We start from the raw sequence: 22,173 nt of genomic DNA on the forward strand, positions 1-22,173 counted from the left end.
GCATCAGGAAAGGGGCGTGACGATGAGGGTCTTGTCGTCATGTCGCTTCGAGCGCCACCACCGGACGCCGTCGGGGTCGTGGTCCTCCGCGGCATGCAGCTCCCGCAACAACTCCCGCAGCAGGTCATCCGCTCCATGTGTGCGGACCTCCGCGTAGAGCTCTCGCCACGTCGTGACACGGGGATGCCGCTCCAGGGTGACGCCGTCGGTCGCGAGGATCACCCCGTCGACGTCGGACCGGCTGTACGTGTGGGAGATCCCCTCGTACGCGGCCTCGGGATCCGCGCCGGCCACCCAGTAGCCACCCTGCACGTTCCGGTGCCGGGCGAGCTGCTCCTGCAGGGTGAGCAGGATCTCCCGCAGCCCGTCGTCGTACCCGTGACCGGCCTCCAGGTGCGCACGGTACTCGGCGCGATGTTCCGCGACGGCTTCCCCGGCCCTGTCGTCGGTATGGACGTGATCGGTGCCGTCGCGACACAGGACCACCACCGTGCTGTCGCACAGCGCATAGGTCTCGACGACGTCCTCGTTCCAGCGCGCCACCGCGACCGTGCTGGTCGGGCTCGTCTCCGCCACGAGCTCTGCCGCCTCCGCCACCTGTGCGATCGCGATCGCCACGGCATCGGCGATCGGCTTGTCGCCCGGCAGCAGCGGTTCCAGCGCTTCTCCCAGCCGCCCGGCGTACCACCCCGGGTCGTGCGACCGGTCACCGGCGACGGACGTCGAACCGTCGAGCACAGCAGCAAATCCCTCGCCAAGAATGTATCGATCCTGGTTTGGCGAGTCTCCGGAAAGCGTAGCTGCGATAGACACACGCCGACCCTAAGGCACCTTGAGCGCTCCACATAAGTCCTAGTTGTCGGCGATGCCGTGTCGCGACGGATGATCACCGAGACTCGGCGAGCGCTGTTTCGGGTAATGCGGGCACTGGGATATCGTCCGGAGCCGCTGGCTGTGGTGGCTGCGATTGGACGGGTCGACGGTGTCCTTTCGCGGAGAGCGCGGGCCCGGATACGCTCTTCGCCGTCTCGAAGGCGAGGCGTACGCGTCGGCCCAGCCAGGTCTTCATCTCTCTGGTGGCTTCGTCGATCTCGTACAGGGACACCGACCACACTTCCTCGTCGGTTCCGCGCAGGTCGCGCTCCTCGTCGGGAGTGAGCCAGCCGCCGTCGAAGATCAACAACAACCCCTCGGGAACGCCGTCGTCCGCCACCGGGACGTGGTCCACCACCAGCAAGGGCATGCCCTCGCGCACGATGCCGAGCTCCTCCTTGAGCTCTCGCTCAGCCGCATCCCAGGGAGATTCCCCGGTCTCGACCACCCCACCCGGGATCTCCAGGCCCGGCTTGTACGAGGGCACGATCGCGACGATTCTGTCGCCGCTGCCGCGCAGTAGAACCCCGGCTCCGATCCGCTTACGGGGGAGTTTTGCGTGATACTCGTTCGGCGGGAGCCATCTCACGAGGTCAGTCATACACCACTTTGTGCTCCATGCCACACACGAGGGTGAAAATGTGCCCGGCGCGGTGTCCCCTTTCGCGGCCCGCATGACGCCCGGATATCGGCGCACGCCGGATACTGGGCCCATGGGTTTCGAGTCCATCCGGCAGGCCATCGTCGACCACGCCGAGAATGCCGCGGCGCGGGAGCTCGGGTACGAGCCGCTGTACGTGGCGGGTGCGGGGGCACGGGTCGCCGTCGTCGGGCAGGCTCCCGGGCGGAGGGCGCAGGAGAGCGGGCTGCCCTGGAACGACGCCAGCGGGAGGAAGCTGATCGAGTGGCTCGGCGTGACCGAGCCGCAGTTCCGGGACCCGGAGCTCTTCGCGCTGCTGCCGATGGACTTCTTCTACCCGGGCAAGGGGGCGAGCGGGGACCTGCCGCCGCGCAAGGGTTTCGCGGAGCGGTGGCACCCACCGCTGCTGGAACTCATGCCCGGTATCCGGCTCACCGTCCTGGTCGGGAGCTACGCCCAGGCGTACTACCTCGGGGACCGGGCCGGGCGCACCCTGACCGACACCGTCCGCGCGTTCCGCGACTACCTGCCCGACGTCGTCCCGCTGGTGCACCCGTCCCCGCTGAACTTCCGCTGGCAGGCGCGCAACCCGTGGTTCCTCACCGAGGTCGTCCCGGTGCTGCGGGAACGCGTCGCGGACGCGCTGGCCTGAGCTGTTTCGGTCGGCGTCGACCACGCCGGCCGACGCGACGACGCCATTCCGCCGACCGCGCCTGGTCGGCGCCGACCACGCCATGTTGGCGCGACCACGCCAGAATGGCGTGGTCGGCGCGCGACCGCCGCCCGGTCGGCGCCCGGCACGCCGGCTCAGCCCGCGTTCGCCGCGCGGTCCAGGCGCCAGGCGCGGATGCCCGCGACGATGGAGGCCAGGACGACGGCGATCGCGATCCCGTACGCGATCGGGCGCACCGCCGGGATCGACGCCGCGAAGAAGCCCATCAGCGTGATCAGGACGCCCCACGTGAAGGCGCCCACCACGTTGGCGGTGACGAAGCGCCAGTACGCCATGTCGGACACCCCGGCGACGGCCGGGACGAAGACCCGCCCCCACGGCACGTACCGGCCGACCACCACGGACCACCAGCCGAACAGCTCGTAGAACCGTTCGGTCTTGGCGATCCCCGTCTGGACCCACCGGCCGCGCCGGGCGGTGAGGTAGGGGCGGCCGTAGCGCCGTCCGAGCAGGTAACCGACCTGGTCGCCGGCGATCGCCGCGATCGCGACGCCGGTGGTCAGCACCCAGATGTTGATCGAGGTGGTGCTGCCCGCCACGAGGCCGGCCCCGAACAGCAGCGAGTCCCCGGTGAGGAACGGCAGGAACACGCCGACGAACAGGGCCGTGCCGACGAACACGAGCCCCCACACCACCAGGTAGAACGCGAGCGGTCCGAGCGTGTCGAACCACGAGGCGACGTCGTCGCTCATCGCGTGCCGGGGTGGTCGGACGGCACGCCGGGTGCCGAGTGCTGGGTCACCATGTCGAGCACTATCGCACCCGGCGCGCGGATTCTGCAGCCGGATCTCGCTCACGGTCCACGGTTACCCTGGCGCATGTCGCCCGGTACAGGCCAGGAGTGAGGAGCCTGCATGAGTCCCGCCCGTCGTGGGAGCCGTCGTCCGCCGTGTGTACGTACCCGAGGGACGTGCCGATGACGGCAGGGGACGGGGACAACCCGAGGGCGCTCGACGCGGCGTCGGCCGGGGGCGGAGGGCGTGCGATCGCCTGGGCGGGCGCGGCCGCCGTCGGCCTGCTGTTCGGGCTGCTCGCCTGGCCGGTGGGCTGGGCGGCGATCCTCGCCGGATGGGGCAGGCCCGGTGGGGCGGTCGTCGTCGGCGTCGTCGGGATCGCGGTCATGTGCGTGATCTCCGCCTTGATCGTGCGGGGGTTCGGCGGAGCGGTGCTCGCGGGGATCGCGGCCCCGGTCCTGGGCGCCACGGTCGCGCTCGTCGTGCTGCTGGCGCCCGAGCAGGCGGGCGCGATCTGGCCGGGCCTTGTCGGCGGTGACCCGGCCCTGGCGCTGCTGCTGGGCGGAATCGTCGCGACGGTGACGGCGGCGTCGGGCCTCCGCGCCGCCCGCCCGGTGGCCCTCTCGGCGGCGGGTGTGCTGGTCGCTGCCCCGTTCGTGCTGGCCGCGGTCACGGCCGTCAGCGGTTTCGCCGAACGGGCCGCGGCCCTGGGCGTGCCGTACACCCTTGAGGGCGACCGGTACGAGCCGCTGTACATCGCGCTGGGCGACGGCGGGTCGGCAGCGGTGTACACCCTGCCCGACGGCGGGCAGATCCACGTCGTCTCGAACGCCTCGGTCGACGACGACCGTGACGTCGACGGCCTGACGCTCGACGGTTGCGACGAGCAGCGGTTCGAGAACGGTGCCACCCGCGACAGGTGCACCGCGCGGGGCCCCGGGTTCACGGTCACGCTCTCCGGCGACGACGGCACCGAGGACGCGCTCGTCGAGGCGTTCGATCACCTGCGAGCGATGTCGGACGCCGCCTTCTACGGGGAGGCCCGCCGGTACGTGGAGTTCTTCCCGGGCTGATGGCGCGCCGCGGCTTCCAGGAGGTCGCACGGCCTCTGAGTTCGGGCGACCTCTGAGTTCGAGCGCCCGCGGATCGTCACCTCGTCCGGCGGGGAGCGAGAAGATCCGGCTCGTCAGACGCCGCGTGGCCGCACGATGCCCGACTCGTACGCGAAGACGACGAGCTGGGCGCGGTCCCGGGCGCCCACCTTGGTCATGGCGCGGCTGACGTGCGTCTTGGCCGTCAGCGGGCTGAGCACCATGCGCTCGGCGATCTCGTCGTTGGACAGCCCGTGCGCGACCAGGGCCACGACCTCGCGCTCCCGCGGTGTGAGCAGGTCGCCGCCCGCCAGGGGCGCGTCCGGCGGCCTGGCGACGAACTCGCTGATCAGCCGCCGGGTGATCGCCGGCGACAGCAGGGCGTCGCCCCGGACCGCGACCCGCACGGCCTGCAGCAGGTCCGCGGGCTCGGTGTCCTTGACGACGAATCCGCACGCGCCCGCGCGCAGCGCGTCGAAGACGTACTCGTCGAGGCCGTAGTTGGTCAGCATGACGACGCGGACCCCGGCCAGTTCGTCGTCGCCGGCGATCCGCCGTGTCGCCTCGATGCCGTTCAGGACCGGCATCTGCACGTCCATGAGCACGACGTCGGGCCGGTGCTCGCGGGCGATCCCGACGCCGTCGTGCCCGGTGGCCCCCTCGGCGACCACCGTGATGTCGTCCTCGGCGTCGAGCAGGGCGCGGATGCCGGAGCGGATCAGCGCCTGGTCGTCCACCAGCCCCACCCGGATCATCGGCCGATCACTCCGCCGGCGCGCACGGGAACTCGGCCCGGACCACGAACCCGCCGCCGGGCGCGGCGCCGACGTCCAACTGCCCGCCCAACGCGGCGACGCGCTCGCGCATCCCCGTCAGCCCGTGTCCGGGCGCGGGCGCCCCGTCCGCCCCGCGACCGTCGTCGGCGACCTCGAGGACGAGCGACTCCGGGTCGTAGCGGACCCGGACGACGGCGGTCGCGCCGGGGCCCGCGTGCCGGCTCACGTTCGTCAGGGCCTCCTGCGCGACGCGGTACGCCGCCTCGTCGACGCCGGCGGGCAGCGGCCGCCGCTCGCCGACGACCGTGACCGTGGCCGGGACGCCCGCCGCCTCCGCGCCCTCCACCAGTACCTTCAGGCGTTCCAGCCCGTTGCCGTTCGTCTCGCCGTCGCGCCGCAGCACGTCGAGCGTCGAGCGCAGCTCCCGGACGGCGTCCGCGCCGGCCTCCTGGATCGCCAGCAGCGCGGGCAGCGGCTCGTCGCCCTGCTTGCGGGCCAGGTGCGTGGCGACCCCGGCCTGCACCTTGATCACGGAGATGCTGTGGGTCAGGGAGTCGTGCAGCTCGCGGGCGATGCGCAGCCGCTCCTCGACGGCCCGCCGCCGCGCCACCTCCTCCCGCGTGCGCTCGGCGTCCTCGGCACGCTGCTCCACCTCGCGCACGTATGCCCGCCACGCGAGGACCGCCACGAGGCTCACCCCCAGGGTGATCAGCCAGCTCGTGGCGTAGAACCGTTTCCAAGCTCGGTCGGTGCGCATCGCCCCAGCGTAGGAGGCTCCCGTCAGCCCTCGCATCCGCCGTGGGGAGTAGTTGTGGACTGCTCCCGGCGGGGTATCCGGGGCGTCCGTCCACGCCCGTTCCGGTACGCGCAGATGCCTCCCGTCGGACGACGACACCACGCCCGTTCCGGCGAAGGATCGGTGGCACGTCCCGGCGTGATCCCACGCCGGCCGCATCCGGAGGAGAGCAGCGTGAGCACCCAGACCCCGAGAACCGGCACGACCGCACGGACCGCGCGAACCGGGCCGCACGACGTCGGCCTCGCGGCCGGCACCGTCCTCGTGCCCGGCGACGCCGGATACGACCAGGCGAGCAGCACCCTGTTCGCGACCGGACGACCCGCACTGGTGGTCCGGCCGCACGACCCCGCCGAGGTGGGCCGGGCCGTCACCTACGCCGCCCGGAAGGGCCTCGCCCTGTCGGTCCGCTCGGGCGGGCACAGCCCGCTCGGGCACGGCACCAACGACGGCGGGATGGTGCTCGATCTGACGCACCTCGACGCCGTCGAGGTGATCGACCCCCACCGGCGCATCGTCCGGGTGGGCGCCGGGGCGACCTGGGGCCAGGTCGCGGCCGCCCTCGCCCCGCACGGCCTCGGGATCACCGCCGGCGACACCGCGAGCGTCGGCGTCGGCGGCCTCACGCTCGGCGGCGGGGTCGGCTGGATGGTGCGCCGCCACGGGCTCGCCGTCGACAACCTGCTCGCCGCCCGCGTCGTTACCGCCGACGGCAGATCCGTGACCGCGAGCCCCGAGCAGCACGCGGGCCTGTTCTGGGCGCTGCGCGGCGGTGGCGGGAACTTCGGGGTGGTGACGAGCTTCGACTTCGCGGCCGTCCCGGTGGGCGACGTGCGGTTCGGCTCGATCACCTATCGACCCGACGATCCGGCGGGACTGATCCGGGGCTGGCGCGACCACCTGCGCACGGCGCCCGAGGAGCTCAGCAGCACGCTCACGCTCATGCCGCCCTTCGGCGGTCGTCCGGCGTCCGTGTCGGTGCTGCTCTGCGACGTGCACGACGACGCCGGAGCCGCCGAGCGAGCGATCGAACCCCTGCTCCGGCTCGGGACGGTGACGGACAGCGCGATCGAGACGCGGCCGTACGCGGACATCCTCGAGGACGGTGCACACCCGGCGGGCATGCGGGTGGTGGCGCGCAACGTACTCGTCCCCGAGCTCGACGACGCCGTGGTCGGCGACCTCGTCGCGGCGCACCGGGGCGACCGGCCCACGGTGCTGAGCCTGCGCGGCCTGGGCGGCGCCTTCGGGCGCGTGCTCCCCGACGCGACGGCGTTCGCTCACCGGGACGCCGAGGCGCTTGTCATCGGCGCGGTCGTCGTCCCCGGCGACGCGAGCGACGCCGTCGTCGACGACGCGCTGAGCGGCTGGCGGCCGGTCGCCGCCCACGGCACGGGCGTGTACGTGAACTTCCAGGGCTCGGCCACGGAGGCGGACGTGCGGGCGGCCTACCCGCCGGCCACCCTGGAACGCCTGGCGGCGATCAAGCGCGCCTACGACCCGCGCAACCTGTTCGACCGCAACCTCAACATCGCCCCGGCGGGCGAGCCCTCCTCCGGCGGTGCGGCATGAGGCCCGCGTTCCAGGTGGAGGGCCTGGTGAAGAAGTTCGGCGCGACGACCGCGCTCGACGGCGTCGATCTGCGGGCGCAGCCGGGCACGGTGCTCGGCGTCCTCGGACCCAACGGAGCCGGCAAGACCACGGCGATCCGCATCCTGGCCACCATGCTGCGTCCCGACGCGGGCACGGTGGAGGTCGACGGGCTCGACGTCGTGCACGACGCCGTCCGCGTGCGGCGCACGATCGGGCTGACCGGCCAGTACGCCACCGTCGACGAAGACCTGACCGGCACCGAGAACCTCGTCCTGTTCGGGCGGCTGCTCGACCTGCCCCGCGCGGAGGCACGGGCACGCGCCGCCCGGCTGCTGGACCGCTTCGGGCTCACGGAGGCGGCCGGGCGGCGCGCCGCGACCTACTCGGGCGGGATGCGCCGCCGCCTCGACCTGGCCGCGAGCCTGGTGGGCGAGCCGCGCATCCTGTTCCTCGACGAACCCACCACCGGGCTCGACCCCGGCAAGCGCGAGGAGCTGTGGCAGACGATCCGCGGACTCGCCGACGACGGCACGACGGTCCTGCTGACCACCCAGTACCTCGAGGAGGCGGACGCGCTCGCGGACGAGATCTCCGTGATCGACCACGGCAGGGTGATCGCGCACGACACCCCGGCCGGGCTGAAGCAACAGGTCGGCGGACAGACCGTGGTGGTCCGGCCGCGGGACCCCGCCCGGTTGCCGGCGGCGGCCGGCGTCGTGGGGCGGGTGGTCGGCCGGCCGGTCGAGGCCGCGCGCGGCGTCGTCACGGCCCCGGTCCCGGACGAGCACGCGTTCACGGAGATCGTGCGCGCGCTCGAGCACGCCGACGTCCCCGTCACCGAGCTGGCCCTGCGCCTTCCCAGCCTCGACGAGGCCTTCTTCACCCTGACCGGCCACCCGGCGGAGCTCTCGGGGAGCGCCTCCGGCCGCTCCCGGGAGGAACCGTGACGGCCACGCCCGCACATGCCTGCCCCGGCGGCCCGCTCTGCCAAGCAGTGTGCGCCCACGGGTCCCCCGGTGCGTCCCGACATGAACACGCCCGCACCCACCGCTGTGCCCACCACATCCGGGAGAACTCATGACCTCCACGCCTGAATCCTCTGTCCGTACCGTTTCTTCCGCACCGTCTTCCTCCGTGTCGTCGGCGTCCGGAGGTGACGGCGACCGTGCGACGGCGGGCACCGCCCGCCCGTGGCCGCTGGTCCGTCACAGCCTGGCGCTCGCCGGCCGCAGCCTCACCAAGACCCGGCGAAATCCCGGGGTCCTCCTGGACGCGCTGATCCTGCCGGTGATCTTCCTCGTGCTGTTCGTGTACCTGTTCGGCGGCGCGGTCGCCGGCTCGACGCGGGAGTACCTGCAGTACCTCTTCCCGGGGATCCTCGTCCTCACGACCGTGCTCGCCGGGCAGGTCTCGACCGGCCTCAGCATCGTCACGGACATGAAGAAGGGCGTCTTCGACCGGTTCCGCAGCATGCCCGTGCCGCGGGCCGCCCTGCTCGTCGGATCCGTGCTCGCCGACGCGATCCGCTACGTCATCGCGGTGGTCGTGCTGTTCGGCGTCGGCTACCTGCTCGGCTTCCGTGTCGAGACGGATCTCGCCTCGGCACTCGCCGCGACCGCCCTCGCCATCGGCTTCGGCTTCTCGCTGAGCTGGCTGACCGTGCTGGTCGCGGTGCTGCTGCGGGACGAGACCATGGTGTCGACCGTGGGCTTCCTGCTGCCCTTCCCGCTGGTGTTCGGCACCGGCATGGCGGCACCCGCCGAGACCATGCCGGGCTGGCTGCGCGCGTGGGCGGACGTCAACCCCGTCAGCCACGCGATCGAGGCGAGCCAGGGGCTCCTGCTCGGCGGTCCGGTCGCCGGCCCGGTCGGGATGACGCTGCTGTGGGGCGGCGTCTTCCTCGCAGTCTTCGGCACGGCGGCGATCACGGCCTACCGCCGGCTGATCTGATGCCGGGACGGGGGAACCGTCCGCGGCGCCACGACGGCGCCCACCAGTTCGCGTCGCCGGCGAGCCGCATGAAGGCGGGCACCAGGATTCCCCGGATCACCGTGGCGTCCACCAGGATCGCGACGGCGGTGCCGATCCCGATCATCTGCAGGTACATGACCGACCCGGTCGCGTAGACGCCGAACGACACGGCCAGGACGGCGGCGGCCGCGGTGATGAGCGGGGCGCTGCGTTGCAGGCCCACGAGCACCGCCCGCCGGTTGTCGCCCGTGCGCTCGTACTCCTCACGGATCCGGGACACCATGAACACCTCGTAGTCCATCGACAGGCCGTAGACCAGGCAGAACATCAGGATCGGGAACGCCGGATCGAGCGTACCCACGGGGGTGAAGCCGATGATCCCGGCCAGCAGCCCGTTCTGGAACACGAGGGTCAGCACGCCGAACATCACGCCGATGCTGAGCAGGTTGAGCACCGTCGCCTTGAGCGGCACCACCACGCTGCGGGACAGGGCGAGCAGCACCACGAGCGTCATCGCGAGGATCAGACCGCCGACGAGCGGCAGCCGGTCGAGCAGTTCGGCACGGAAGTCGGCGAGCTGAGCGGGATAGCCGCCCACCAGCACGTCGTCGAACGGCGAGGCGGCGGCGCGCACGCCGGCCACCACGTCGTCGGCACCGGCCTCCAGCGCCTCCCGGGTCAGGACCACCTCCAGACGCTGATGCGCCCCGCCGTCGAGCCGGGCACCGAGCGCCTCGGAGCGGCCGCCGGTCACGGGCTCCCCACCGGCGAACATCCCCGCGGACGAGCCGACCTGGACGACGCCGGGCAGGCGCGAGAGCGCGATGGCGTAGGCCGCCACGTCACCGTCCGACGGCGGGTTCGCGGCCGTCCCGACGACCTGGAGCGCGTCGTGCGGCTCGGTGGCGAAGTTCTCCCGCATCAGGTCGTAGGTGTCGCGCACCGAGGAACCCTGGGCGAGGACCCGGTCGTCCGGAACGCCCACCCGCAGGCCGGCGACGGGCGACGCGGCGGCGAGCAGCACCAGGAGCGCTGCCGCACCCCACACCACCGGACGGCGCATGACGCGCCGCCCCAGCCGGTACCAGCCACCGCGCTCGACCGGCCGCGGCGCGGGGGTCACCACCCCGCGCCGGACCCAGCGCTCGCCCAGCACGGCGAGCGCCGCCGGCAGCACCACCAGGGCGCCGAGCGCCGCGGTGGCCACGGTCGCCACGCCCGCGTACGCGAACGAGCGCAGGAACGGGAACGGCAGCGCCGCCAGCACGGCGACCGAGGCGGCGACCGTCAGGCCGCTGAGGATCACGGTGCGGCCCGCGGTGCCGAGCGTCTCCCGCAGCGCCGCCCGTACCCCCGAGCCGCGACCGAGCGCTTCCCGGAACCGCGAGATGACGAACAAGCAGTAGTCGACGCCCAGGCCGATGCCCATCACGAGCACGATGTTGGCCGCGAACGTCGCGATCTCCACCAGCGGGGTCAGCGCCCGCAGCACCGCGAGGGTGAGGATCACGGAGAACAGTCCCACGCCGAGCGTCAGCAGGGCGGCGCTCACCCGCCGGTACAGGATCGTCAGGAGCACGAGCATCAGCGGGACGATGATCAGCTCCGCGCGCACGAGGTCCTGCGTCGCCTGCGCGCTGATCTGGGTCGACGCCGCCTCGGGCCCGGCCACGCGCACGCCGACCGTGCCGTCGTCCCGGGTGAGGTCCGGGATGTACCGGGCGATCTCGGCCCGCGCCGCGGTGGCGTCGCCGGCGACGTGCGCGAGGACCAGCGCGGACGCGCCGTCCTCGCTGCGCATCGTGGCGTCGCCCGTGGACCAGTAGGACCAGACCTCGGCGACGGCGGGCTCCCGGGCGAGCTCGTCGGCGACGGCGTTCGCGGAGCGGGCCACGTCCGGGGCGTCCACGTCGCCGCCGTGCGCCGAGACGAGGAGCACCAGGTTGGCGTTGCCGGTGCCGAACTCCTGGCGCAGGACGTCCTGGGCGGCGACCGACTCGGTGCCGGGCGCCTCCCAGCGGCTGAGCACGAAGGACGACATCGCTCCCGCCGCCACCACGCCGCACGCCACCAGGGCGGCGCAGGCGGCGACGAGCACGGCGCGGCGCCTGCGATGCAGGACGTCGGCGAGACGTTCGAGAGGGGAGACGGCCGGGGGCAGGTCGGTCATGGGGATCCTCTGCTTCTCCGCTGCTTGTTAGGCTGCTCGTGAACCGGATGCGAGCGAATGCTCGCGATTGAGAATACGAGCGATTACTCGCATTGTCGAGGGTCGGCTCGGCGAAGGAGCGTGGGATGGGCGGAACAGCGGAGGCGGCGGGGGGCGCGGGGGCGCCCGCGCGGCGTCGCCAGGCACGCGGGCAGAAGCGGATCGAGGAGATCCTGCGCGCCGCGGCCGAGGTGTTCGGCGAGCAGGGATACGACGCCACGACGACGAACGCGATCGCCGCCCGGGCCGGGATCTCCCCGGGCTCCCTGTACCAGTTCTTCGCCAACAAGGACGACGTCGCACGCGCGCTCGCGGAACGCTACGCCGCCCGCCTCGCGACCCTGCGGGCCGAGTTGGACACCGTGGCGCGCGACGGCCGGGATCTCGACGAGCTGGTCGCGGCCGTGCTCGACCCGTTGGTCGCGTTCAACCTGGCGCACCCCGGTTTCAAGGCGCTGTTCGCCCGGACGGACATGCCTGCCGGGCTGCGCGAGGCGGTCGCGCCCGTGCACGCCGCGATCCACGGCCGGGTCGCCGAACTCGTCGGACAGCTCCTGCCCGGGCGGCCCGCGGACGAGGTGGCGCGCGTCGCAACCGTGTCGATCCAGCTCGTGCGTGGCATGATCCCGCTGATCACGGGCGCCGCCGGGGAGCGGGAGCGCGAGGTGATGACCGGCGAGCTGCACGTGGTCGTGGTGAGCTACCTGCGTCGTCAGACGGCGGGGGCCGGGGAGCCCGGGCGGGCGTGAGCTCCCCGGCCTGAGGGGTCAGCCGATCCGCCACTGCTGGTTGGTGCTGGTCGAGCTGCGCCACTGGCCGGCGTCGTCGCCGTCGGTGGTACGGCCCATGCCGTCGAGGTACAGGCCGGTGGCGCGGTTGCGCAGGCGGCGGTCGTCGACCTGCCACTGCTGGTTGGCGCTGCCGGAGCCGGACCACTGGCCGACGGCGGCGCCGTCGGCGGTGCGGCCCATGCCGTCCAGGTAGAGGCCCGTGGCGGCATTGCGGAATCGCGTGTAGCCGCCGGAGGCCGTCCGGACCCACCGCTGGTTGGCGCTGCTGGAGCCCGCCCACTGGCCTGCGGCGGCGCCGTCGGTGGTGCGGCCGAGGCCGTCGAGGCACTTGCCCGTGGCGACGTTGATGATCCGCACCGTGGTGGGCGGGGCGTGCATCAGCGTCGTGAACCCGAGGGCGTCGTATCCCCCGGAGTCCGGGCCGTAGTCCCCGCCGCCGCCGTCGGGCCGGACGGACTCGGCGATCTGCTGGGTCCACGGCGCGGCCAGGCCGCGGCGACCCTGGTAGTGGCCGAGGATCATGTCCCACACCGGCCGGACCTGGCCGCGCGAGTTGCTGCTGATCTCGGTGTGCGTGTGCCAGCCGACGTGGGGCGCGGTCGTGTTCGGCCCCGACTGCCACGTGTAGTCGGTGAACGGCACGTCGTGGCCGAGGTTGTACTTCGCCACGTACTCGGCGGCCTTGAGGAAGCGGTTGCCACCGTAGCCGTAGCAGTCCACGCCCTGGTGCCAGGCCATCTCGCAGAAGGTGCCCATGAGCCCGATGCCCATGATGCTGTGTGCCTGGTCGCGGCCCGACTCCTGCCACTGCGCCAGGCCCTCGTCGTCGTACACGAACGGGACGGCGTGCTCGATGGAGCCGTTCCCCGCACCGTTCTCGAAGTAGTCCAGGGCGCGGCTCACCAGGTCGTCGCGGTCGGTGAAGATGCCGATCGACAGGATCGCGGCCATGTTGCACAGGTCCCAGTTGGCCCAGTAGTTGGTGATGACCGCGTCGTTGTGGTTGGTGAGGAAGTGCTCGCACATCGGGTGGAAGACGTTCAGGAGCATGCTCCGGAACCGGCCGACGTCGAAGCCGGAGTAGCCGCGCATCAGCTCGGCGGCGTTGGCCCACTGGTAGCCGTAGATCCCCGAGGCGAGGAACCGGTCGGCGTTGCCGGTCACCGTGGTGAGCGTGCCGGACCAGGCGTTGAGGATGCGGACGGCGGCGTCGCCGTGGGCCCTGTCGCCGCCGATGTGCCAGCGCAGCGCGTTCTGGTAGGCGGCGGCGATGTCGCCCATCATCTGTCCGTAGTTCGAGCCGTCGCCGCCGCGGACGACGGTCTCCAGCGGGCGCGGGTTCCAGCTCGCGGACGACCGTCCGTTGGCCACGAGGCGGTCCCAGCCGCCGGTCCACGGCTGGCTGCCGGCGGCCACGCGGTCCGCGACGGTGCTCAGGCCGGCGGCGGTGTGCAGCATGCTCGGGTGGGCGGCGACCGCCGCGGCGGGGATCGAGCTCGCCAGCCAGGCGAGCAGCGGCGTCGCGGCCGCGGCGCCGAGCACGGTGCGGCGCGACACGGGGATGCGGGCCAGGGGTGCCGTGCGGGACACGCGCGGCGGGGGAGGGGTGGGCGACATCGTTGTCTCCGTCCGTTCGTGCGGCTCGTCGTCGAACCGCTGCGGGATCTTCGTCGTCCCCGTGATCTGCGGTGATCACGGGTGCATGGAACGGGATAGCGGGAAAACGTTATCACGCACCGGGTGAATTTGGGAGACCTGTCCTGCTCCTCCCCGTAGCGCACCGACGGCGTGCTCGCGGCGGTGTGGTCGGCTGGATGTCGCGTGATCGGTCGCTCGGGCGGCCGACCATGCGACAACCGACCGACCATGCGACAAGGGGCCGACCTTGCGACAACCGCCGTCAGCCGCGCGGCGGCGCCGTCGACTCGCGGACCACGAGCTGCGGCACGACGACGCTCGAGGTGGCGGACCCGTCGCCGGCGACGAGCCGTTCGAGCAGGCCGAACGCCCGTGCGCCGAGGTCCTCGAAGTCCTGGTCGACGGTGGTCAGCGAGGGTTGCCACATCGCGACCAGAGGTTGGTCGTCGAACCCGACGACGGACACGTCCTGCGGCACGCGCACGCCGCGGTCCGCGAGGGCGCGCATGAGGCCGATCGCGATCTCGTCGTTGCCGCACAGCACGGCGGTGACGTCGTCCCGGCCGGCGATGCGCTCGCCCCACCGGTACCCGGAGGCGGCGTCCCACTCCGCGTTCATGATCGTGGGGACGGTGATGCCGGCGTCGGTGAGCGCGGCCCGCCAGCCCTCGGTGCGCCCCGAGTGCTTGCCCGCGGTGGGTCCGGCGATGTGGTGGACGCACTCGTGCCCGAGCCGCAGCAGGTAGTCGGTGGCCTGGCGGGCCGCGGTGCGCTCGTCGATGAGCGCCGCGGGGATGCCCCCCGTGCGCCGCGACCCGCCGCCGGCGACGACGACCGGCAGCCCCTCGGGCAGCATGTGGCGCGCGTTGATCCCGGCGCGGTCGAACTCCAGCACGACCGCCCCGGCGGTCGGGTGGGCGAGGGCCAGGTCGACGGCGCGCTTGACGTCGTCGTCCTCGCCGGACTCGACCATCGTGATCGTCACCGACATCCCGGCGCGCCGGGCGGCCGTCTCGATCCCCTGGAGGGTGCGTGCGTAGCCGTAGTTCGCCGTCGCGCCGGACAGCACCGACACCAGCGTGCGCCGCCCCGAGCGCATCGACCGCGCGGCCTCGTTCGGCCGGTAGCCGAGGCTCTCGACGGCCCGCTGGACCCGCTGGGCGAGTTCCGGGGCGACGTACTTGCTCCCGTTCAGGACGCGCGAGACCGTGGGCACCGAGACCCGGGCCTCGCGCGCGACGTCGGCGAGGACCGGTGCGCGGTACGGCTTCTGCGTCGTCATGCAGGGAAGGATAAGCGTTCCACCCTCCGAGACGATCGTTTTCCCGCCTGACCACGCCGCCCCGGCCGCCGAGGCGGCGCGCCGGCCGCGGTGGAACGCCGCCTCGGCGATCGCAGGTCGTCGACCTTTGAGGATGCGGGATCTGCTGGGGGTGTGGCACTATGCCGGGCCGTCGCCGTGCACGCCATGGGCAGGCGGGGTGACCCGCGGGTCACGAGATGGTGACGGAGTCTTGCCTTCGCCTCGACCCTGTGTAGGATAACGATATCCCGCGAGGGGCGCTCATGGCAGAGCGGCCCACCGAGGGAGGCCGGAACTACCGCGCCGGACTGTCGGCGGGGTGCCATGAGCCGGTGAGAACGATTTCCCGTCCGACGGCGTGACGGGCGTCGTCCACGGGCCGTCTCGAAGGAGAGAGCTGATGAGGACCAACCGCACCCGGTGGACGACGATGGGCGTCGCCGCCGCGGCCACCGTGAGCCTGGCCGCCTGCTCGAGCGGCGGATCGGCCGCGGAGCCGGACGAGCCGGCCGAGCAGGCGGGCCCCGTGTCGATCGAGATCTGGGGCTGGGACGCCGAGACCGGCGAGCAGATCGTCGACGCGTTCAACGAGGCCCAGGACGACGTCGAGGCCGAGTACGTGCTGCAGGCCAGCAACGTCGCGACGCAGACCAACTTCCAGAACGCCATGGAGGCGGGCTCCGGTGTCCCGTGCCTGGTCCAGGGCTTCGCGCCGCTGACGACGATGGTCGTCAACGGCTGGGCGCAGGACATCACCGAGTACGTCGAGGGCTCCACGGACCTGTACAACGAGGGCGCGCTCGCCGCGGCGCAGGTCGACGGCCGGTACTACGGCCTGCCTGCCGGGTCGGACGCACAGTTCTACATGGTGAACCAGAAGACGTTCGACGAGTACGACGTGGAGGTGCCCACCACCTGGGACGAGTTCGTCGAGGTCGGCCGGGAGCTCAAGAAGGACGGCGTCGACATCACCAACCTGGCCGGTGAGGACCCGACCCCGCTGATGCACCTGGCCCAGCAGGCCGGCGCCGAGTGGTTCGCGATCGACGGCGACCAGTGGGTGGTGAACTTCACCGACGAGAGGACGCTCGCCGCGGCCGACGTGTTCCAGCAGCTCATCGACGAGGACATGGTCTCCAACCAGACCTACATGGACCGGCCCGCCCTCTACAAGTACTTCGACTCCGGCAAGATGGCCTCCACGACCACGCAGTGGTGGTCGCTCACGGGCCTGCAGACCAACATGCCGGACTCCGCCGGCGACTGGACGGCGCACCCGATCCCGCAGTTCGCGGACGCGGCCGCGCCGGTGACCCCGGGGCGGGCCACCGCGTCGTTCGTGCCCGTCGGCTGTGAGCACCCCGAGGCGGTCGTGGCCTTCCACGACTGGCGCACCACGCCCGAGGCGATCGAGGCCGGACGCAACGCCGAGACCGGCGCCATCGGCTTCCCCACGCAGATCCCGGACCCGTCCGACTACGTCGAAGAGGTGGTCCCGGAGGGCTTCTTCGCCGACGACCAGGCCGCGGCCGACGAGATCGTGTCCGCCCAGACCCACGTGATCGGCAAGTTCGAGCTCGGCCCCAACTACGACGCCTGGTTCCCTGAGTTGCAGGACCAGTGGGGCAAGGCGGTCGCCGGCGAGATCACGCTCGAGGAGGCGCTGACCGCGGTGCAGGAGTTCGTCGCCTCGGACCTGGAGAACAAGGGCATCTCCTACACCGTCGCCGAGTGACCCACTGATCCACGAGGGGAGGACGCCGATGTCCGTCAACACGCAAGAGGACCGCGCCGCCGCGCGCGAGCCAGTCCCCGGCCCGCCACCCGGCGGGCGTCCCAGGGGCGGCTCCTCCCCTCGTGGACGTACCCCGATCTGGAACTGGCGCACCGCGCAGAACGCCAAGGGCGCCTCGCTCAGCTTCCCGTTCCTGGCAGGCTTCACCCTGTTCGTGATCGTCCCGGTCGCGATGGCCCTGCGCGAGAGCGTCTACACCACGAGGTCCACGGGCGGCCTGGGCTTCGGTGGCGAGACCGTGTCGTTCGCGGGGCTGGACAACTTCGCCGACGGCTTCGTCGACGGGTCCTTCTGGTCGGGGATGTTCAGGGTGTTCCTGTACGCCCTGATCGTGGTCCCGCTGACCCAGGTGCTGAGCCTTGCCCTGGCACTCCTGCTCGACGCCGCGCGACGCCGGGCCGCCGCCCGGTTCCGGGTCGCGCTGCTGCTTCCCTACATGGTGCCCGGCATCGTCGCGACGATGGTCTGGATCTACCAGTACAGCCCGGTGGTCGGGCCGCTGACCCCGTTCTTCGCGTTCTTCGGCCTCGACGTGAACTTCTTCTCCAGCTCGATGGTCTGGGTGTCGATGGGCAACCTCGCGGTCTGGAGCGCGCTCGGGTTCACGATGCTGATCCTCTACGGGGCGCTCCAGTCCGTGCCCCACGAGATCTTCGAGGCGGCCCGGCTCGACGGCGCGTCCGAGCTGCGCATCGCGTGGTCCATCAAGGTGCCGTTCGTGCGCGGCTCGCTGGTGCTGACGTCGCTGCTCTCGATCATCGGCACGCTGCAGCTCTTCGACCAGCCCCTGCTGTTCCGGGCCGTCACCCCCGAGACCATCACGCGGGACTTCACGCCCGCGATGATGATCTACGACCAGGCGTTCCAGGTGGGCAACCTCAACTACGCCACGGCGCTGTCGGTCATCCTCGCCCTCGTCGTCGGCGTCGCGTCCGCGATCATCTACCGCTTCATCAACCGGGAAGAGCCATGAGCGACACGACACTCGCACCCGATGCCGCGGCCGACGGGACCACGCGCTTGCCGGTCCGCCGCCGTCGTCGACGGACCGAGGAGTACTCCTCCGTCGCGGAGGCCCGCGGTTCCTCCCGCTGGGTCGTCCTGGGCGTGCTCGTCGCCCTGACGCTGTACGCCGTGGGGCCGCTGTGGTGGCTCGTCGTCGCGGCGACGAAGAGCAGGCGAGAGCTGTACACCACCAACGGGCTCTGGTTCAGCGAGTTCAACCTGTGGGAGAACCTGGCCACGCTGTTCACCTACCAGGACGGGATCTTCGGCCGCTGGCTGTGGAACACCGTCGTGTACGCGGGGCTCGGCTCGCTCGGCCTGACGCTGGTCGCGCTCGCGGCGGGCTACGGCATCGCCAAGTACCGGTACCGCGGGCGAGGCCTCACGATGGGCCTGATCATCGGGTCCTTCCTGATCCCGGGATCGCTGATGATCGTGCCGAGTTTCATCCTCTTCGTGCAGCTCGGCCTCTACGACACGATGTGGGCGATGATCCTGCCCGGGATGTTCGGGTCGTTCTCCGTCTACCTGGCCAAGGTCTACGCGGAGGGCGCGATGCCGTCGGAGCTCATGGAGGCCGCCCGGATCGACGGCGCGGGGGAGTACCGGATCTTCTTCTCCATGGGGCTGCGCCTGATGTCCACGGCGGGCGCGACGATCTTCCTGCTGCACTTCGTGGCGTCGTGGAACACGTTCATGTGGCCGCTGGTGTTCCTCAAGGGCGTCGAGAAGTGGCCCGTGATGCTCGGGATGTACTCCTGGCTGCAGCGCGGCATCGACAGCACCGTGGACCTCACCAGCCTCGTCGTCACCGGGTCGCTCGTCTCGACCATCCCGATGGTGGTGCTCATGATCGCGATGCAGCGCTACTGGCGCTCCGGCGTCACCATCGGCAGCCTCAAGTGACCGCGGACCTGCCCGGCCGCCGGGCAGGTCCGACCCCACCCCTCCGACGCCGTCACCACGCCGTCGTCCACCCCGCCGCCGGCCCACGCCGTCGGCCCGCTCCACCATCCTCCGGAGGTTCCCTTGACCGTGCCCTCGCACGCCCCGCGCGGCACCATCGCGCCCGGCCTGCTGTTCGTCGACCAGAACGGCGACGTCGCCCAGCTCCACGGCGTCGGGATCCAGCGGTACGACGGCGTCTTCTACGCCTGGGGCGAGGACAAGACCCACGGCGGCACGTTCGGCGGAGTGGCGTGCTACTCCTCGCCGGACCTGGCGACGTGGACGTTCCTCGGCCACGCGCTGGCGGTCGACGAGACCGTTCCCGACCTCGCGCCCGGCCGGGTGGTCGAGCGCCCCAAGGTGCTGCGCAACGCGGCGGGGGCCTACGTCATGCTGCTGCACGTCGAGTCCCCGGACTACTCGTACGCCCGGGTCGGCTGGGCGATCTCCGACCGCCCGGAGGGCCCGTACACGTACCTGCACTCGGAGCGGCCGCTCGGCAACATCAGCCGCGACATCGGCGTCTTCCTGGACGACGACGGCACCGGATACCTGCTCAGCGAGGACCGCGAGCACGGGCTGCACGTCTACCGCCTCGCGCCCGACCTCCTGTCCGTCGAGGCGATCGTCTCCACGACGCTCACCCCGCCCAGCGACCACCCCGCGGGCCCGCACGGCTACGAGTCGCCCACGATGATCCGGCACGACGGCCTGTACTACCTGTTCGGGTCCGAGCTGACCGGCTGGTCCACCAACGACAACCAGTACGCGACGGCGCCCTCACCCGCCGGCCCGTGGAGCGAGTGGCGGGACTTCGCGCCGCCCGGGTCGGCGACCTACGACTCCCAGGTGTCCGTCGTCGTACCCGTGCACGGCAGCGAGACGACGAGCCACGTCTACGTCGGCGACCGCTGGAACAGGGACGACCTGTACCACTCCGCGCCCGTGTGGCTGCCGATGCGGGTCAAAGACGGCCGGGCCGAGCTGGAGTGGCGCGAGTCGTGGACCCTCGACCCGGCGACCGGGGTGATCTCGTGACCGTCACGCTCCCCGGGCTGCCCGGCGACGACGAGCAGTACCTCGAGTGGGGCAACGACGCCGTGCGGCTCGCCGTCGCCCACGGGCCCGGCACCGCGCCGCGGCTCGTCGCGCTGTGGCACACCGGCGAGCCGCACCCCGACCTGCCCGGGCTGCGGCGCTCCGCCCTGCCCGTGCTGGAGGTCGCGGTGCTCGGCGAGGGCCGGTCGGGCACCTCCGGCAAGCGGCACGTCGACGGCGCGGCCGCGCAACGACTGCGCCTGACCGGGCACCGGGAATCGCGCGCCGGCGAGGTGGCACGCCTGGAGCTGGACGTCGCCGAGGACGGGACGGGCCTGCGCGCGACCGTCGTCTACGAGGCGGCCGACGGCGTCCCCGTCGTGCGGTCCTGGGCGCGGATCACCGCCGATCGCCCCGCGTCCCTCGACCACGCCACCACCGGGGCCCTCGGCGGACTGGGGCACGGGGCGGCCTGGGAGGACGACCTCGTGCTCTGGGAGGCCGCCAACCCGTGGAGCGGGGAGTTCCGCTGGCGGCGGGCCACGCTCGCCGAGCGCGGGCTGATCGACGTCGGCATGGTGCGCCACGGCCAGGTCGGGTCCAAGAACCGCGTGACGCTGACCTCCACCGGCGCGTGGTCCACCTCCGAGCACCTGGCCCAGGGGATCGTCGAGGACACGCGGACGGGCCGCATGGTGGCCTGGCAGGCGGAGACGAACGGCGGCTGGCACGCCGAGCTGGGCGACCGGTACGACGACGTCTACCTGCTGGTCACCGGCCCGACGGCGGCGGAACACCAGTGGGCGGGGAAGGTGGGGCCCGACGCCGACGCCGACGCGACGCGCGACGCCGCCTTCGACACCGTGCCCGTCGGCCTCGCTGTCGTCCCCGGCGCCCCCGGCGGGCGGGAGGAGACGTTGGCCGCCCTCGCCGCCGCGCTGACCACCCACCGGCGTCGCACCCGCCGCGAGCACCCGGACCACGAGCGCCTGCCCGTGATCTACAACGACTTCCTCAACGGGCTGATGTCCGACCCGACGACCGAGCGCGTCCTGCCCCTCGTCGAGGCCGCGGCGGACCTCGGCGCCGAGTACTACGTGATCGACGCCGGCTGGTACGACGACGAGTCCGGCGGCTGGTGGGACTCGGTCGGCGCCTGGGAACCCTCGACCAACCGGTTCCCCGGCGGCGGGCTCGCCGCCGTGATCGACCGCATCCGGGAACTGGGCATGAAGCCGGGGCTGTGGCTCGAGCCCGAGGTGGTGGGCGTGCGCAGCCCCGTCGCCCGGGAGCTGCCGCCGGAGGCGTTCTTCCGGCGGGGCGGGGAGCGGGTCGCCGAGTGGGGCCGGTACCAGCTCGACCTGCGGCATCCGGCCGCCCGGGCGCACCTGGACGGCGTCGTGGACCGGCTGGTGGGAGAGTTCGGCCTGGCGTACCTCAAGCTCGACCACAACGTGGACATCGGGCCGGGGACGGACGCCGGGGGAGCGGAGCCCGCGGGCAACGGCCTGCTGGAGCACGGCCGCGCCGTGCTCGCGTGGGTCGGCGCCGTCATGGATCGCCACCCCGGTGTGGTCGTCGAGGGCTGCGCGGCGGGCGGGTCCCGCACCGACGCGGCCGGCGGAGCCGTGTTCCCCGTGCAGTCCCTGACCGACCAGCAGGACTTCCGGCTCGTGCCGCCGATCGCCGCCGCCGCGCCGCTCGTGATCCCGCCCGAGCAGGCGGGCGTGTGGGCGTCGGTGGACGGCGCGATGCCGCCCGAGGAGATCGCGTTCTCCCTGGTCACCGCGATGCTCTCGCGCGTCCACCTGGCCGGCCGGATCGACACGCTGGACGCGGTGCAGCGGGCGGCCGTCCGTGAGGCGCTGGAGGTGCATCGCGGCCTCCGGGCGGCAATGGCCCGCTCCGTCCCGGTCTGGCCGCTCGGCCTGCCGGGCTGGCGCGACCCGTGGGTCGCGCTGGGCGCCCGCGACGACGCGGACCTGTACCTGGCCGTATGGCGCCGCTCCGACGACGACGGCGGCTGGGCGGGCCCCGACAGCGTCCGCCTGCGCCTGCCGGGTCTCGTCGCCACGGGCGACGCCGAGGTCCTGTACCCGACCTGGGCGGGGGCGTCCGCCGTCGTCGTCGACGGGGGAGCGGCCCTGGAGGTCAAGCTTCCGGCGCCCCTGTCGGCCCGCCTCCTCCGCCTCCGGGTGGCAGACCGTCCCGAATGACGAACCAACGGCGCAGCCGACGG

The 22,173-nt window shown here is 72.5% G+C and carries 19 protein-coding genes; 11 read left to right on the forward strand and 8 right to left on the reverse strand.

Going from position 1 to position 22,173, the window contains the following annotated elements:
- Positions 1–3: 3 nt before the first annotated feature.
- Positions 4–738: a hypothetical protein gene (locus IIE03_RS07275; RefSeq protein ID WP_332841708.1), complete on the reverse strand. Its 735-nt coding sequence runs from the start codon at positions 736–738 to the stop codon at positions 4–6.
- A gap of 148 nt (positions 739–886) precedes the next feature.
- Positions 887–1,474 (reverse strand): NUDIX domain-containing protein, encoded by a 588-nt coding sequence (locus IIE03_RS07280; protein ID WP_192862078.1) that lies wholly within the window; start codon positions 1,472–1,474, stop codon positions 887–889.
- Between the two features lie 112 nt (positions 1,475–1,586).
- Here IIE03_RS07280 and IIE03_RS07285 point away from each other — a divergent pair, with 112 nt between their 5' ends.
- Positions 1,587–2,165 carry a uracil-DNA glycosylase family protein gene (locus tag IIE03_RS07285; protein ID WP_192862079.1) on the forward strand — a complete coding sequence of 193 codons (579 nt, stop codon included), beginning with the start codon at positions 1,587–1,589 and terminating at the stop codon, positions 2,163–2,165.
- Between the two features lie 155 nt (positions 2,166–2,320).
- On the opposite strand, the gene IIE03_RS07290 is transcribed toward IIE03_RS07285, so the two are convergent.
- Positions 2,321–2,938 (reverse strand): DedA family protein, encoded by a 618-nt coding sequence (locus IIE03_RS07290; RefSeq protein WP_192862080.1) that lies wholly within the window; start codon positions 2,936–2,938, stop codon positions 2,321–2,323.
- A gap of 224 nt (positions 2,939–3,162) precedes the next feature.
- On the opposite strand from IIE03_RS07290, the gene IIE03_RS07295 reads away from it, so the two are divergent.
- On the forward strand, positions 3,163–4,053 hold the full coding sequence (locus tag IIE03_RS07295; protein WP_192862081.1) for a hypothetical protein: 891 nt from the start codon (positions 3,163–3,165) through the stop codon (positions 4,051–4,053).
- 113 nt (positions 4,054–4,166) lie between these two features.
- On the opposite strand, the gene IIE03_RS07300 is transcribed toward IIE03_RS07295, so the two are convergent.
- Positions 4,167–4,826 carry a response regulator gene (locus tag IIE03_RS07300; protein WP_192862082.1) on the reverse strand — a complete coding sequence of 220 codons (660 nt, stop codon included), beginning with the start codon at positions 4,824–4,826 and terminating at the stop codon, positions 4,167–4,169.
- Positions 4,827–4,833: 7 nt separating this feature from the next.
- Positions 4,834–5,604 (reverse strand): sensor histidine kinase, encoded by a 771-nt coding sequence (locus IIE03_RS07305; RefSeq protein WP_225997411.1) that lies wholly within the window; start codon positions 5,602–5,604, stop codon positions 4,834–4,836.
- A 213-nt stretch (positions 5,605–5,817) separates the two neighbouring features.
- Here IIE03_RS07305 and IIE03_RS07310 point away from each other — a divergent pair, with 213 nt between their 5' ends.
- From IIE03_RS07310 to IIE03_RS07320, 3 genes are all read left to right on the forward strand, one after another.
- Entirely contained in the window at positions 5,818–7,215 is a 1,398-nt protein-coding gene (locus tag IIE03_RS07310; RefSeq protein WP_318842850.1) for an FAD-binding oxidoreductase, read from the forward strand.
- Complete coding sequence (locus IIE03_RS07315) at positions 7,212–8,183, forward strand: ATP-binding cassette domain-containing protein (protein WP_192862085.1); 972 nt, start codon at positions 7,212–7,214, stop codon at positions 8,181–8,183. The genes IIE03_RS07310 and IIE03_RS07315 overlap by 4 nt, the downstream gene beginning before the upstream one ends.
- A 187-nt stretch (positions 8,184–8,370) precedes the next feature.
- Positions 8,371–9,186, forward strand: coding sequence for an ABC transporter permease (locus tag IIE03_RS07320; RefSeq protein ID WP_318842851.1), 816 nt, complete (start codon positions 8,371–8,373; stop codon positions 9,184–9,186).
- Here IIE03_RS07320 and IIE03_RS07325 read toward each other — a convergent pair.
- The gene (locus tag IIE03_RS07325; protein WP_192862087.1) at positions 9,161–11,377 is read right to left on the reverse strand and encodes an MMPL family transporter; all 2,217 of its coding nucleotides are present in this window, start codon (positions 11,375–11,377) and stop codon (positions 9,161–9,163) included. The genes IIE03_RS07320 and IIE03_RS07325 overlap by 26 nt on opposite strands.
- A 125-nt stretch (positions 11,378–11,502) precedes the next feature.
- Between IIE03_RS07325 and IIE03_RS07330 the strand changes: the two genes are divergently transcribed.
- A complete protein-coding gene (locus IIE03_RS07330; protein ID WP_192862088.1) occupies positions 11,503–12,165 on the forward strand; it encodes a TetR/AcrR family transcriptional regulator in 663 nt (220 codons plus the stop codon).
- 18 nt (positions 12,166–12,183) lie between these two features.
- Here IIE03_RS07330 and IIE03_RS07335 read toward each other — a convergent pair whose 3' ends face one another.
- Both IIE03_RS07335 and IIE03_RS07340 read right to left on the reverse strand, forming a co-directional pair.
- The gene (locus IIE03_RS07335; RefSeq protein WP_192862089.1) at positions 12,184–13,824 is read right to left on the reverse strand and encodes an RICIN domain-containing protein; all 1,641 of its coding nucleotides are present in this window, start codon (positions 13,822–13,824) and stop codon (positions 12,184–12,186) included.
- Positions 13,825–14,107: 283 nt separating this feature from the next.
- Complete coding sequence (locus tag IIE03_RS07340; RefSeq protein ID WP_192862090.1) at positions 14,108–15,127, reverse strand: LacI family DNA-binding transcriptional regulator; 1,020 nt, start codon at positions 15,125–15,127, stop codon at positions 14,108–14,110.
- Between the two features lie 421 nt (positions 15,128–15,548).
- Here IIE03_RS07340 and IIE03_RS07345 point away from each other — a divergent pair, with 421 nt between their 5' ends.
- The 5 genes from IIE03_RS07345 (at position 15,549) to IIE03_RS07365 (ending at position 22,150) form a co-directional block, all read left to right on the forward strand.
- A complete protein-coding gene (locus IIE03_RS07345; protein ID WP_192862091.1) occupies positions 15,549–16,883 on the forward strand; it encodes an ABC transporter substrate-binding protein in 1,335 nt (444 codons plus the stop codon).
- Positions 16,884–16,911: 28 nt separating this feature from the next.
- The gene (locus IIE03_RS07350) at positions 16,912–17,916 is read left to right on the forward strand and encodes a carbohydrate ABC transporter permease (RefSeq protein ID WP_192862092.1); all 1,005 of its coding nucleotides are present in this window, start codon (positions 16,912–16,914) and stop codon (positions 17,914–17,916) included.
- A complete protein-coding gene (locus IIE03_RS07355) occupies positions 17,913–18,854 on the forward strand; it encodes a carbohydrate ABC transporter permease (RefSeq protein WP_192862093.1) in 942 nt (313 codons plus the stop codon). The genes IIE03_RS07350 and IIE03_RS07355 overlap by 4 nt, the downstream gene beginning before the upstream one ends.
- A 129-nt stretch (positions 18,855–18,983) precedes the next feature.
- Entirely contained in the window at positions 18,984–19,934 is a 951-nt protein-coding gene (locus IIE03_RS07360) for a family 43 glycosylhydrolase (protein WP_318842860.1), read from the forward strand.
- The gene (locus IIE03_RS07365) at positions 19,931–22,150 is read left to right on the forward strand and encodes a glycoside hydrolase family 36 protein (RefSeq protein ID WP_318842852.1); all 2,220 of its coding nucleotides are present in this window, start codon (positions 19,931–19,933) and stop codon (positions 22,148–22,150) included. Before IIE03_RS07360 ends, IIE03_RS07365 begins: the two co-directional genes overlap by 4 nt.
- Positions 22,151–22,173: the final 23 nt, after the last annotated feature.

This window comes from Myceligenerans pegani (assembly GCF_014892515.1).
Taxonomy (GTDB): Bacteria; Actinomycetota; Actinomycetes; order Actinomycetales; family Cellulomonadaceae; genus Myceligenerans; species Myceligenerans pegani.

Excerpts from the sequence above, each read along its gene's own strand:
- IIE03_RS07280 (WP_192862078.1), bottom strand. The coding sequence starts at position 1,474 with ATGACTGACCTCGTGAGATGGCTCCCGCCGAACGAGTATCACGCAAAA.
- IIE03_RS07285 (WP_192862079.1), top strand. The coding sequence starts at position 1,587 with ATGGGTTTCGAGTCCATCCGGCAGGCCATCGTCGACCACGCCGAGAAT.
- IIE03_RS07290 (WP_192862080.1), bottom strand. The coding sequence starts at position 2,938 with ATGAGCGACGACGTCGCCTCGTGGTTCGACACGCTCGGACCGCTCGCG.
- IIE03_RS07295 (WP_192862081.1), top strand. The coding sequence starts at position 3,163 with ATGACGGCAGGGGACGGGGACAACCCGAGGGCGCTCGACGCGGCGTCG.
- IIE03_RS07300 (WP_192862082.1), bottom strand. The coding sequence starts at position 4,826 with ATGATCCGGGTGGGGCTGGTGGACGACCAGGCGCTGATCCGCTCCGGC.
- IIE03_RS07305 (WP_225997411.1), bottom strand. The coding sequence starts at position 5,604 with ATGCGCACCGACCGAGCTTGGAAACGGTTCTACGCCACGAGCTGGCTG.
- IIE03_RS07315 (WP_192862085.1), top strand. The coding sequence starts at position 7,212 with ATGAGGCCCGCGTTCCAGGTGGAGGGCCTGGTGAAGAAGTTCGGCGCG.
- IIE03_RS07325 (WP_192862087.1), bottom strand. The coding sequence starts at position 11,377 with ATGACCGACCTGCCCCCGGCCGTCTCCCCTCTCGAACGTCTCGCCGAC.
- IIE03_RS07330 (WP_192862088.1), top strand. The coding sequence starts at position 11,503 with ATGGGCGGAACAGCGGAGGCGGCGGGGGGCGCGGGGGCGCCCGCGCGG.
- IIE03_RS07335 (WP_192862089.1), bottom strand. The coding sequence starts at position 13,824 with ATGTCGCCCACCCCTCCCCCGCCGCGCGTGTCCCGCACGGCACCCCTG.
- IIE03_RS07340 (WP_192862090.1), bottom strand. The coding sequence starts at position 15,127 with ATGACGACGCAGAAGCCGTACCGCGCACCGGTCCTCGCCGACGTCGCG.
- IIE03_RS07345 (WP_192862091.1), top strand. The coding sequence starts at position 15,549 with ATGAGGACCAACCGCACCCGGTGGACGACGATGGGCGTCGCCGCCGCG.
- IIE03_RS07350 (WP_192862092.1), top strand. The coding sequence starts at position 16,912 with ATGTCCGTCAACACGCAAGAGGACCGCGCCGCCGCGCGCGAGCCAGTC.
- IIE03_RS07355 (WP_192862093.1), top strand. The coding sequence starts at position 17,913 with ATGAGCGACACGACACTCGCACCCGATGCCGCGGCCGACGGGACCACG.